Raw genomic sequence first — 12849 nt, forward strand, 5'->3', positions numbered from 1 at the left:
GAGGGTTTCCCTCCGTAGGCGACTGGCGAACCCGAAGGGCGTGAAAAAGGTGTTTCTTTCATATTTTGCTGGCATCGTTGCCGCTAGTCAGAGGCTCAGATCTTGCACCTTTCCGTATAACCCTGGGTTTAGTCAAAAACAGTGCAATAAAGCTTTTTCCGTATAACCCTGGGTTTAGTCAAAAACAGTGCAATAAAGCTACAGTCTTTTTCTTGACTTTTATAGGTAAAATAAGGATTTTAGGGTTTTTACTGTGTGTCAAAACAACATCAATATTTATTGGTGCAAGATGTGAGATTAAACAACATTTGAAGAGTCTGGACAACAAGACGTTGGGCTTCTATATCTTGCTGCGTTCGCAGTTGCACCATTGGTTCGTGGAGAATTTTGTTGACAATCCCTCGAGTTAGGGCTTCGATAGCTTCTTGATGTTTTTTGCCAAAGTCAGACCCTAGACGAGACAGAGTTTTTTCTAACTCTTGCTCGCGAATTTTTTCCACTTTTTCCCGTAAACAGCTAATAGTGGAAACGGCTTCTTGTGAGCGGTGCCAGACACAAAATGTTTTTAACTCTTCTTCTATAAGTGCTTGCGCCTCTATTGCTATTTGCCGACGACTTTCTTGATTTTGAGCAACGACTGTCTTTAAATCATCCACATTGAATACTTGAACGTGAGCTAGCTCATTGACATCTGCATCAACGTTACGAGGAACTGATATATCAAACAGAATCAGTCGTTGATGCTGTTCTAAAACAGCTTCCAAATTGCTTCGATCCAGCAGGGGAACTGTAGAGGCAGTACTAGTAAAGATTAAGTCCGAAGCTGCAACTATTGGCATCATTTCAGCAAGTGGATAACATTCTATTTGAGTATTACTGAACTCACTTGCCAATTCCTTAGCTCGCTCAACAGAACGATTTACAATTGAAATCCGGGTTACTCTTTTCGCCAATAGATGTTGCACCAACCGTCGGGCCATGTTGCCAGCGCCCACGATTGTGACTCGGCAGTTCGATAAATTCTGTACCTTGACTTGGGCTAGCTCTACAGCTGCAGAGCTAATCGAGACAGCACCTGTACCAATTGCAGTCTGGGTTCTCACCCGCTTTGCAGCCGTAATGGCTTGCTTGAACAACTGACTAAGGATACGTCTGATACCATTATGAGGTAGACCTAATTTGTGGGCGTGTTTAACCTGAGCCAGAATCTGTCCTTCCCCTATCACTAAGCTATTTAGACCACAAGCAACCTGCATCAGATGCCGAACAGCATCTTGCTGCAGCAGAATAAATAGGTGCTGATATAGGTCGTGGAAAGGCAAATTACTGTGTTCACAGAGAAACTGAGTTACCTCTTGAGTTGCCTGCTCTGCCGCTTTGACGACAACATAAATCTCTAAACGGTTGCAGGTGCTAAGAATAACAGCTTCTTCAATGTGGGCATAGCTACACAAGTGCATGATCGCTTTTTCAATTTGAGCCTCTGGAATGCTCAGTTTTTCACGAATTTCGACTGGAGCAGTCTTGTGGCTAAGACCTACGACTGCAATATTCATGTATCCTCCCTAGAAGTTTGCCCTTTTGTGAGTTAGACGTAATACTAATTTGGTTGATGTTTGCGGTGGTTGAGAACTTGTCTTAAACGAGCATCATTGAGAAGTTACTTATGCTACGCTGCGAGATTTAGCGATCGCGTCTTCGGTGAGATGGGTTTGCTGTTTATATATTTCATGTGGATGTGCAACCCGTTCGTACTGTAAAAAGCCAGGGTTAAGTATCGCTTGAGGGTCGTATTTCCTTTTAATTTCATTAACAGTAGACCAGTAATCGCCAAACTGGACCCGCCATTGTTGGAGATCAAATTTCACCCAACCAGTCAAGTATCGTTTTGCACCCATTTTTAAACCTAACTCAGTAAGCGACTCTAACTCTGCCAAGACAGGTTGAAGCTGGGACTTTGGAATGATTGGATAAATTCCCAGGCCGACGATGAAGTCTTCATCAGGAACCCGGAACATGGGCATATTGGTCGTATGCTGGAACAGACAAAAGGAGCCTATAAGCGTATTTCCACAGTCCAAAATAGAAGGCAAGCGCTCTAGAACCGTCTGAATGTAAGTTTTTGCTTTAGAGCCTGGAATGAGTAAATCTATCCAGGGGTGGACAGTATTTGAAGGAGCACCTACTTTTAGTGCGGGGATGACAAACTCATCGAAATTAAGGTCTTGTGTATGGATATGACGATAAAAATTCAATCCAGAAAGAACTTCTTCGTCATTGATGCTGTTTGTAGAATCCGCCTCTACCGTTACCTGCAACAGGTAGAACCATTGCATAAGAGGTTTCCGCACGGCTTTAGAGAATAATTCCAAGCAGGAGTTGGGAACAGATAAAAGATAATCAATACGTCCTTGTTGTGTGAGAACCTGCTTATCATTCAAGAAAGCATCTAAGTTATCGTACAGAAGAAAATAAGTGCGTGTGGAAGGACGGTAACGTCTGAGACGATGACGCACCTGAGTGATAATTCCGAACTGACCATAACCACAAAGGACATGATAAAAGAGTTCGCTATTCTCTTCTGGTGTACACCAGACAAGTTCACCTGTTCCTGTAACAACTTCTAAACCCAGACAATTGTCAGCTTGAGTTCCGTAACGAAAGGATGAATTACCTAAACCGCCAGCTGAATGAGTTCCTCCTAGTGTCGCGTCAATGTAGTTGGTAAGAGATGGAGGGATTAAACCATGAGGTAATGAGCTAACAATTACCTCCCTCCAGGTTACACCTGTATCAGCTTGGAACCACAGCATTTCCTTCTGAATTTCATGAATTTGATTGAAGTTTCTCATGTCCAAAACAATTCCGTCTTGGTTCAAACATTGACCACCCAATGAGTTGCCCCCAGCTCTTGGAGAAATCGTTAACCCTTGTTCTAGAGCATACTTAACAACCTGAACAACATCAGCGGAATTTTGAGGGCGGACAACAAGCTGAGGCTGTTTTTGAATGATGCGACCAAAATCTTGAGAAACGTCACCTAAGATTTCTGGCGTGTTGGTAACTTCACCTTCGACTATACATTTGATATCTGAAATAATGCTATTCATGGAAAAAATTTTCCTCTAGTTTTATAAACCTTGCCACTCACTACCTTGGCTATTAAAGTTGGGAAATCTAACTTTACTAGGGTTTGGAAAGGCGGCTTTTAAGTAAGTTAATACCAATCAGGATAATTTTTGGAGCCAGTCGAATCAGATCGAACGTGCGAGAAATTAGGCTTTGCGTTTTTTGCCTTTCAAGCGTAGCCATCTTAGCTGGTCTTTCATACTTAAACAGACAGACACAGTCGCCTTGGGATTGTCTGCTAATAATTGCAGCTTTAGTGCCGGGAAATGCTTTTACTGTGGCATCTTGCTCCATCTCGCAGATTACACGGCAAGGGCTCTCAAGACCATACTCTTTGGCTAGGGAGAGAACTGGACAAACCCGTTGAATTTCCAATACAGCATCTTTCCCATTTTGGGAAATATCTACTACTTCCATCGTGAAGCCCATCAACCGAAAGATAGGAATTGCGTCGGTGAAGCCTTTAGCTAAGGTGGTGTTATCAATAAAAGCCCCCATAAACGCCTTCTGCTGTTTGGGATAGGCTTCCATCATCTTTTGATAAGCTGCATCCTCTCCAATTTCATCAGCCAGCTTTTTGAAGGCTGCAAATCGATTTCTAAACATACTTAAGGCTTTCGATGAATCCATTTTCATCACGTCAGCCATTTGAATGTCTCCAATACCTACGATATTGTCCATGTTTAATCCTCTGTATTGCAATGAATTAAAATGACCTGAAAAGTCGAGATAGCTTATAGCACTTGAGACGGCTCTGTCTGTTGATTTTCCCAACATTTTTCTAAAAAAACATTGCTATTTGATTATTTGCAAGGCGGAGAGTACATTCCTTAAGTTATAGTGTATTCTCCGCTTCTAGTTTAATTGCAACTAACTTTGTTGATTTGTTATGCTCTCCATAAAATTATAAAATGTCACCCTTAAATTTATCAATCAGCAAATAAGTATAGCAGAATGATTGCCAGAGCAATATATTTGCTAGCCAAAGAGCACGTTAATACAGTATCAATTTCCTGCTGCAGACTTATACAGAAATAATTCACACGAGTGAACTTAAACAATTTTGTGCTTTCTTTTCTGAACTTGGAAACTTTAGAGTGTTTATTCCTGCGGAATCCTTTGCGAATATTCAGCAGATAACCTGTCAGCAATTTTTCAACAGGTATTTCACCCTTTTGATTAGCTATTGAGTTTTGAGAGATTTTGGCCGTCAGTTGTTTGTCAAATAAACTCTTGAACATCTTTACACTTACTCCCAAAAATTTCTCAGCACGTCTAGAAGCAATGCCTCTTGGCTATCAGGGGCGGGTTGGTCTTTATAGTTCCAAAAAGCTTCTTTAGGCATACAATTGAGGACACTTTGCGTGTTCACGATGCCGCTTGCCAATCCGAAGCGAATGCCCATGAGTCTAGGTCTGTTCGATAAACTTCTTGCCATCTAATTGCTCATTAGCAGAGCATATGAGTTGCTAATAATGTGTGTACCATCAGGGCAGATGGTCTTATAATGTCAGCAGAATTTCCTCATAGTATTCAAAAAATTTCTTTGCTGTTAATTATATTGGGAACAGCTTTGAGGAAATATGAGGGTGTCTGTATTTTTTTTGAAAAATTTTTTGCTTTCGGCTGAAACAGGCAGAAAGACCCCTGCCTGAATGATATCCCTCTTCTGTCACTTTCCAGTTTTTTCTATTATTAATACTTTCTGAACACAAGGTATACCAGGCAATACAGCATTTACTCATCTAATTTTGGCAAGTTCCATGCTTTCAAATATTTCTATTCCTAAAAAAATCTGCTATCGCCTACTGTATAAGAACTCTATCATTCAGAAATGATAAAACTTTTCGGAGAGTGACACAAGAGGGATATGATCAAAAGTTGACAAGACCCTTAATTGGGGTCAAAAATTAGCTTGTTCGCTCTTCAGGGCGTTTCTGGCAAGTGGGTCGCTACAGATAACCCCTCATAAAACGCCTCAAGCAATACCAATAATTAAGTAGCACACTTGATACAAACTACTTCATGGTCACTATGCCCAACAAGTTACATGCCATCCCTAACCCAATAGCAATATCACTAATGTACTGTCTTTACAAAGTCATACCCCCAGAGGAAGATCCATAGTGCGACTCGTTCTAGAGTAAATACATAGCTCTAGGTGAGAATATCAAGTTAGAACCTTGAAAATCTCATAACTGATTGATGGATATGGGTGAAAATCCCATCCGTGAAGGACAACGTGACTCCTTATCTGACCACGTAGAGGTTAATCACCAAAGCGAAGCTGGTAACAGGGCGCAATCAGAGACTTCCTCGGTTGAGGTCACACTGGCGCAAAGTCTGCCGGGGGGAGTATCCCCCCGGCGAGCTTTGCGCTAATAGGGAGCCGACATGGTTAGCTTACGCAAATCTCCGAAAAAAGCGTCCTACTGCCTATCAGGGAAACCGATGTTAGCACAAGCTACAGCCTACCCTGTACACTAGCAATATTCTCGCATTCTTTCTTATGGAAAAAGATGCTGTCCTGAGAAGCTAGTGGGCGAATTGGAGAAACCTAAATCGGCACAACGCCACATGCTACAAGTCGGGAAACCCGCCCAACGCAGTGGCTCAACAATCTATCAATCGGAACGAGGAAAAACGTATCTAACTTCTAGCCTACTCAGTCCACCTGAGTGAAGATTGAGATGGGAGGGTTCCCAAGAGAGCTAGTGGAGCGGCATGATTAACCGTTTAACACAAAGGTACGGGTAGGATGTGGGAATGAAACTGCCCACAGCATCGCAGAATCATTGTACATCGACAAGATGATGCTTAGACGCACTCTTATTGAGTAGCGAAGATACCATTAACTGCGTACAGGCAAGTAAAACCGACCAAAGCAGGTGAAAGCCTGCGTTTCCGATAACTCCCCGGTGGTAAAGGCGATTGGAAAGCGTCGAACGGTTAAGAAAGCCCAAGGCGGGTAGTAAGGCACGCTTATTGATGACGATAGAGAAAACCTAGATACAAGTAACCTAAGTAAGAAAAGTTCAGTAATGAACAAGTTCTGAAAAGATGTAAACCCTACACTCGCTTGAGTGGATATCAGGTGAAAATCCTTTCCATACAATGCTAGGAGCCGGATGCGGTCAAAGCTGCACGTCCGGTTCTGAAGGAGAGGTGTCCCTTGGTAACAAGGGCATCGACTCTATCAAAATAAATGCCCAGCGGTGTGTTAAGTTAACGGGTTGGAACACAGGATCTAGGTTTGACGGCTGGGCATTTATTTACGCTTAAGTGCCAGACCAGACATATCTCCCTGAAAGAACTTGACTACTTTGTCAGAAATATTACACAATTATCCCGATTTCTTGCTCTAGAACAAATCCATCCTGACCGCTACTATACGGAAACGAAGTTTTTACACTTATATCTTTTGTAGAAATACTCCCCTTTGGCTGTTAAAGAAGAGGTCAGAATGTTTACCAAAATTATTACCAGCATACCCAAACTGCCCAGCCGTCAAAATTCGATTGAGAAATTTTCTATGTATATGACTGTGGAGAATAATAAGGGTTACTCAACAATTAAATGGAAAACAGAACCTCAAATGCATTGCAATATTGAGTTATACAAAAGCAGACACTATAAGTTTGCATCGTTAGTTAACCAGGATGATAACGGCAGGGGGTTAGTGCAGTTCTGGATAGATATGGCTTTCAATGACAGACCACAAAAGGAAGATTGGGAGCCAGAAAAACGAGTACAAAAAGCTTGGGAATACCTGACAGCTTACTGTGAGGAAAGTTGCTACAGGGCTGCTGTAACGGTATGGAAAGATGACACATCTAAATCTTGGGAAGAATATATATTTCTTTCTAGATGTTTTATTTATGAAACGACCAAGTTTAGACAAATATTAGCTAAATATAACTCAAACGATTCTTCTCTCGATACTTATGTGACAGGCGTCTTGATAAAAAATATTAAAGATTCAGTTGCTAAGTTCTCTAAGTGGCGGCTGTTGCATAAAAAGAGCGATAAAGAACTGAAAGAAGCACTTGCTAGATCTGGAAGGTATGAACCGGAAATTTCTAGGTTTCTCATAGCTCGGAAATATTTTAAACAAATTTATCAGATGAACAAAATTCAAAATCCTGCTAAAATAACAGGACAGAAGTGGCAAGAACCCGATAGTGTAGATTTTGCAGAATCAGCTAATTACTACAATGCACAGATATTACTCCCTTGTGCATCTCATGAAGTGGCTGTAGGTGGAAATATTACAGGCGAACAACTTAAAACAAGTATGGAAATTTGCATTGCTGCATTACAAAATTACCCCAAATCAATCACACCACGCTTTTCTTTGGAAGCACTCAAAGAAACTGGTCGTCAAGTTGAATCTAATCAATCTCTAGAAATTTTCGAACAAGATTTCCTGACTTCAGAAGAAGTCGAAGATTCACGAGAAAATAAAGGAATAATAGAAAAGCGAACTGAGCCAGCTTTACAAGAGCAGTTGCTTTATTTGAAAATAGAACAAAAGGAAATCATACTCCTTTACTATGGTTTTGGGCTAAATCAAAAACAGATAGCAAATAGATTTAAAGTCACTCAGGGAGCAATTGCTCATCGCCTGAAGACGATTGAAATCAAATTACTGAAAACTTTATATGGATTAAGTAAACCTCCTGAGTGGGTTTCTCAATATGTTGCAGTATGGTTAAATCGTAATTACCAAGCCCCTATCTATTCAGATTTGATTCATGTTGCTTTGGTTGAGGCGATAAAGAAACTTGAACCACAAGAGCAAGAGCTATTGCGACTTACCTATGGACAAAAACTGGATGAACAAGAAATTGCTACGCAGCTTGGCATAGCCCTACCAGAAATTATGAACATACTGCGGAAAACAAAAGCTAAATTAGAGGCGGCTTTAATCAATAGTATTGATACCATGATTAATAAATATTTGCAAGTTTGGTTGACAAAGAGAACTAAAAGCGTTTTTCAATCAGCTTGTGAAAAATTGGGTATGATACGAGATAAAATAACAGAGATCCCAACAATTAATACGGTATTAGAAGAAGTATTAAAAAATTGGAATTCGTGAGAGTAATGAGGTTGTAGTGATGTTTTCTTTTAATGAGTTAAAAATAGCTTCTAGTAATCAATTATGGTTAAATATTTCATCGACAGACAAAAAGAAAGCCTGGGAGCAAGCTCAGAGCCATTCTAATACGCTTGCACGCTACAACGCTTATCTTAATCATCTTTCATTGTATATTTTCTTTAACTGGCTTACAGAGTGGTTGGCAGAAGAGTCTGTAGCTAAACCCTCAATTTTCCCAAGTGAGGATAGCTTACCCAGTATTTGGGAAGTGCTAAATGCTGCAGCAATTACACTAGGTGAGAAGCGAATAGTGCTAATTCCCAGTGAAACAATAGATTTAGAAGAGTTGTGCGTACCCCAAGAGTGGGTAGACATTCCTTCTTTTGCAGGTGATTATTACTTAGCGGTGCAAGTTAATCTAGAGGCAAATGAGGATGAGTGTTTTTTGGGAGTCCTCGGTTTTACCACTCATCGCTTACTTAAGAATTTTGGCAGATATAACGCTAATGAGCGCACCTACGTATTAGCAGCAAAAAATTTAACAAAAAATCTCTCCGTGATGCTGATGACATTGGGACTACCTGTACAAGAGGAAATCCCAGAATTGTTTACTGTATCTGAAGCTGAGGCACAAAAATTGTTGCAACTGTTAGGTAATTCATCTATTTATTTTCCCCGTTTACGAGTTGATGTACCGTTTGAGCAATGGGCAGCACTGCTGGATAATGACGAATGGCGTACTCAGTTGTATCATCGGCGAATAGGTGGCTTGGCTATTGCTAAAAACACGGCATCAGTTAACAATTTGAGCAATTGGTTTCAAAATATTTTTGAAACCGGTTGGCAGTCTCTTAATACAATCCTAAATACAGAATCAGAAAATTTAGCTTTTGCTTTTAGACAACGTGAACTTGCTGCTGGAGGTGTGTCTGTTGAGGGAGTCAAGTTGATTGATTTGGGAATACAATTAGGCAATCATTCTGTTGCACTGTTGGTTGGTTTGACACAAGAGAATGAGCAAAAAGTGGGTATCCGCGTTCAGTTACATCCATCTCATGGACAGACTTACCTGCCACCTAATATCAAACTTGCTTTACTTTCTTCCTCTGGAGCAACTCTCCAGGAATTTCAATCACGAACTCAAGATAACTTAATTCAACTGAAACGATTTACATGCCCGAAAGGAAAAACATTCAAAATCCAAGTAGCTATCGATAATTTTAACATTACGGAAGATTTTGTGGTTTAACAACTTGCGCGATTATAAAAATGAGTAAGTTAGTTATCTTAAACTTGGGAAGGGGTACTCTACAAGAGGGCTTTCACTTTGTGACTGTTCAGTTACAGTCAGAGTTCAATTCCAAAACAAGTCAATTTCAAGGTAGTTTACCTGCGGCTCCAAATCTTATTGATCTCTATCGTCGTTGGCAATTGCTCTATGATTTAATCTATTCGGCTCGCTCTATAAATATAGGTTTACGTCATGAAGAATTCATGGATTCAGACATTAAAATTGATGAATGTGATATCACTCACGTTTCTGATGCTGAATTTGATGAAATCTGTAAAAAATTACAAAAAAGCCTTAATAATTGGTTAGATTCTTCGGATTTTCGACAGATAGAATTACAACTGAGAACGAAATTATCCAAGTCAGACGAAATTCGATTTATTATTCAAACCGAAGACACCTATTTAAGAAAACTGCCCTGGCATATTTGGCGCTTTTTTGAAGATTATCGTTTGGCAGAAGTCGCTTTAAGTCCTATTGAGTTTGAGTCACAAAATCAGGTAGTCAGTTCAGAACTGAAAGTGAGAATTTTGGCAATTCTGGGGAATAGCACGGGAATTGATACTGATGCTGATAAAAAGTTTTTGGAGAAGTTGTCATCAGATGCATCAACGGTATTTTTGGTAGAGCCAAAACGCTCAGAAATTGATGAACAGCTTTGGGATAATCAAGGATGGGATATTTTATTTTTTGCTGGGCATAGTTCTAGTAAGACTGATGGTGAAACAGGTTTTATACATATAAATCCTACCGAAAGCTTAGCGATTGGGCAGTTAAAAAATGCCCTTAAAAAAGCGATAGAACGCGGGTTGCAGTTGGCAATTTTTAACTCTTGTGATGGCTTGGGGTTAGCACAGCAGTTGGATGATTTGCATATTCCCCAAATGATTGTCATGCGGGAACCAGTTCCAGATAAAGTGGCGCAAGAGTTTTTGAAGCGCTTTCTTAAGGGGTTTGCTGATGGTAAGTCGTTTTATTTAGCAGTGCGGGAAGCACGGGAACAGTTGCAGGGTTTGGAAACTGAATTTCCTGGTGCTAGCTGGTTACCTGTGATTTTTCAAAATCCTGCTCTTGCATCCCCAACTTGGAAAGAGTTGCGACAAAAAACTAAGGACAATGCTACAAAAGAGCAGCCCCAAAGAAGCACGCTCAGTGCAAAGCACAGGCTGCGCCAACGCAAAGCATCTTTGCAGGAGATACGCTATCGCCCGGAGAGTGCGTCTCCAAAGCAGCATCGCCAATCCAAACTCAATTTCAAAACAGTTTTGATAATGAGTTTTATAGTCACAAGCTTCTTGATGGGAGTGCGCTGGCTGGGGATACTACAAGCATGGGAGTTACAGGCTTTTGACCATTTTATGCGATCGCGTCGACAGGAAAAACAAGATTCGCGCCTGTTGATAGTCACTGTCACTGAAGATGATTTGAAACTACCAGAGCAAAAGGACAGAAGAGGATCTCTATCGGATCTCGCACTAGCCCGACTTTTGGAAAAACTTGCACCTCTCCAACCAAAAGCCATTGGCTTGGATATCTATCGTGATGAGCCATCACAACTCAACCAAGCAACTCTTGCGACTCGATTAAAAACAGATGACAACTTCTTTGCGATTTGCAAAGTGAGCGACAAGACAAAAAACCGTTCGGGAAATTCACCTCCAAAGGGGGTTCCCCCAGAACGCCAAGGATTTAGTGATGTTGTGCAAGACGCAGACAAGATTGTGCGTCGCCATTTATTAGCAATGCAACCAGCAGATCCAACATCCCCTTGTACTGCACGCTACGCCCTTAATGCCCAACTGGCATTCCACTACTTGGAGAAGGAGGGTATTTATCCCAACTATACTAAAGCAGGGGAATTGCAATTAGGTAACGTTGTTTTCAAGCAGTTGCACGCACACAAGGGCGGCTATCAACAAGTGGATACAGGGGGCTATCAAATATTGCTCAATTACCGCTCTTACCAAGGTTCTCCTTTGGAAATTGCTCCCACAGTAACGCTTACAGATGTTCTTAGGAGTAAAGTCAACCCTGAACAAGTCAAAGACCGAATTGTCCTCATTGGTACCACTGCCCAAAGTTTCCGTGATTATGTTTCTACCCCTTACATGACTGGGCAGGGTTTTTATCAGGAAATACCAGGGGTCATTCTGCAAGCACAGATGGTGAGTCAAATTGTGAGTGCAGTAAAAGATGGACGACCTTTGTTATTCATTTTACCTTTTTGGGGCGAAATGTTATGGGTTTGGGGTTGGTCGGTTGTTGGAGGTGCGATCGCTTCGCGCGAACGCTCGGGACGACATCTCATTCTGGCGGGTGGAGGCGCAATAGGCGTCTTATACTTTCTTTGTTTAATTTTGTTTTGCTCTAGTGTTTGGGTTCCCCTGGTCCCGTCAGCCTTAGTTTTAATAGTGACTAGCAGCATTGTGGTAATTTACCTCAATTCACCACAAAGTTAGCAACAATCGATTTCTACAAGTTGAAGTAGAAAAATTTTCTACAAGTTGATAAGTATAAGAAAATTGTTTATGCAAAAGATCCAACTTTCCCTCGCCATCAGTTTAACACTCCTTAGCTGTATACAAGTGCGGGCACAGCCTGTTAACTCCCTTCTTGGACAAAGCCCAACATTAAAACCCAAAGGACAATTCAACCAATCATTGATTTTCGCTGCGCCGCCTCCACCACCAGATATCGGGGAACCAGGTAAGCGAACAGAAGCTGGTAGCCGTGGCTGTGGAGAGAACATGAATAAGCCCCTGGCTTCTGTTTCTCAAAAGCGTCTCACAGCTTTAGTACCCGTTTATTCAAAATCAGAGTTGGTTTATGCAGCAACAGTTGCTGAGCATCCTAGTTTCTGGTTTTATGTTCCTTATTCGTCGTCCTTTGCTTATGCAGAATTTGTGCTAGAAGATGAAGCACAAAATCAGACTATTTACAAGACTTCTTTGATGGGGACACCAGGAGTAATTAACCTGAGTTTGCCATCAAAAGCAGCACCTCTGCAGATTGGTAAACGATATCGCTGGTATTTCAACATTTACTGTAATAAGGATAATCAAATTATTGCTAATGTTGAAGGATATGTAAAACGGGAGCAACTGAACTCCGCTTTAAAAACTCAATTGGAAAAAGCGACACCAAGCCAGCAGGTAAACCTTTATGCTGCTAATGGTATTTGGTATGAGGCGCTGAGTACTGCTAGTGAACTGCGTCGCAGTAATCCGCAAGAGAGTTCTTGGGCGAGGTTGTTGCAAGCTGTTGGTTTGAATGATATGACAACTGAACCAAAAGTGGACTGCTGTAAGTTGGAAAATCAGCAGTGAAG

General features: G+C 41.1%; 9 protein-coding genes. 4 read left to right on the forward strand and 5 right to left on the reverse strand.

The annotated features are described in order from the left end of the window. Positions 1–269 precede the first annotated feature (269 nt). From AC5590_RS06985 to AC5590_RS07005, 5 genes are all read right to left on the reverse strand, one after another. Positions 270–1556: a glutamyl-tRNA reductase gene (locus AC5590_RS06985; RefSeq protein WP_169263456.1), complete on the reverse strand. Its 1287-nt coding sequence runs from the start codon at positions 1554–1556 to the stop codon at positions 270–272. A gap of 108 nt (positions 1557–1664) precedes the next feature. Continuing rightward, on the reverse strand, positions 1665–3110 hold the full coding sequence (locus AC5590_RS06990; protein WP_169263457.1) for an FAD-binding protein: 1446 nt from the start codon (positions 3108–3110) through the stop codon (positions 1665–1667). 76 nt (positions 3111–3186) lie between these two features. Beyond that, entirely contained in the window at positions 3187–3810 is a 624-nt protein-coding gene (locus AC5590_RS06995) for an L-2-amino-thiazoline-4-carboxylic acid hydrolase (RefSeq protein WP_169263458.1), read from the reverse strand. A gap of 248 nt (positions 3811–4058) precedes the next feature. After that, positions 4059–4370, reverse strand: coding sequence for a hypothetical protein (locus AC5590_RS07000; RefSeq protein ID WP_169263459.1), 312 nt, complete (start codon positions 4368–4370; stop codon positions 4059–4061). A gap of 8 nt (positions 4371–4378) precedes the next feature. Beyond that, on the reverse strand, positions 4379–4567 hold the full coding sequence (locus AC5590_RS07005; RefSeq protein ID WP_169263460.1) for a coproporphyrinogen III oxidase: 189 nt from the start codon (positions 4565–4567) through the stop codon (positions 4379–4381). 2001 nt (positions 4568–6568) lie between these two features. Between AC5590_RS07005 and AC5590_RS07010 the strand changes: the two genes are divergently transcribed. The 4 genes from AC5590_RS07010 to AC5590_RS07025 all read left to right on the forward strand — a co-directional run bounded on the left by AC5590_RS07010 (position 6569) and on the right by AC5590_RS07025 (position 12847). Then, the gene (locus tag AC5590_RS07010) at positions 6569–8230 is read left to right on the forward strand and encodes a sigma factor-like helix-turn-helix DNA-binding protein (RefSeq protein ID WP_169263461.1); all 1662 of its coding nucleotides are present in this window, start codon (positions 6569–6571) and stop codon (positions 8228–8230) included. A gap of 19 nt (positions 8231–8249) precedes the next feature. Further along, on the forward strand, positions 8250–9479 hold the full coding sequence (locus AC5590_RS07015) for a DUF1822 family protein (protein WP_169263462.1): 1230 nt from the start codon (positions 8250–8252) through the stop codon (positions 9477–9479). Positions 9480–9499: 20 nt separating this feature from the next. Next, the gene (locus tag AC5590_RS07020) at positions 9500–11980 is read left to right on the forward strand and encodes a CHASE2 domain-containing protein (RefSeq protein ID WP_169263463.1); all 2481 of its coding nucleotides are present in this window, start codon (positions 9500–9502) and stop codon (positions 11978–11980) included. Between the two features lie 69 nt (positions 11981–12049). Beyond that, positions 12050–12847, forward strand: coding sequence for a DUF928 domain-containing protein (locus tag AC5590_RS07025; protein WP_169263464.1), 798 nt, complete (start codon positions 12050–12052; stop codon positions 12845–12847). Positions 12848–12849 lie beyond the last annotated feature (2 nt).

This window comes from Brasilonema octagenarum UFV-OR1 (assembly GCF_963888615.1).
In the GTDB taxonomy this organism is placed as follows: Bacteria; Cyanobacteriota; Cyanobacteriia; order Cyanobacteriales; family Nostocaceae; genus Brasilonema; species Brasilonema sennae.

Bases quoted from the DNA above. Each gene is read 5' to 3' on its own strand.
- AC5590_RS06990 (WP_169263457.1), bottom strand. From the start codon at position 3,110: ATGAATAGCATTATTTCAGATATCAAATGTATAGTCGAAGGTGAAGTT.
- AC5590_RS07025 (WP_169263464.1), top strand. From the start codon at position 12,050: ATGCAAAAGATCCAACTTTCCCTCGCCATCAGTTTAACACTCCTTAGC.
- AC5590_RS07020 (WP_169263463.1), top strand. From the start codon at position 9,500: ATGAGTAAGTTAGTTATCTTAAACTTGGGAAGGGGTACTCTACAAGAG.
- AC5590_RS07000 (WP_169263459.1), bottom strand. From the start codon at position 4,370: ATGTTCAAGAGTTTATTTGACAAACAACTGACGGCCAAAATCTCTCAA.
- AC5590_RS07015 (WP_169263462.1), top strand. From the start codon at position 8,250: ATGTTTTCTTTTAATGAGTTAAAAATAGCTTCTAGTAATCAATTATGG.
- AC5590_RS07005 (WP_169263460.1), bottom strand. From the start codon at position 4,567: ATGGCAAGAAGTTTATCGAACAGACCTAGACTCATGGGCATTCGCTTC.
- AC5590_RS06985 (WP_169263456.1), bottom strand. From the start codon at position 1,556: ATGAATATTGCAGTCGTAGGTCTTAGCCACAAGACTGCTCCAGTCGAA.
- AC5590_RS06995 (WP_169263458.1), bottom strand. From the start codon at position 3,810: ATGGACAATATCGTAGGTATTGGAGACATTCAAATGGCTGACGTGATG.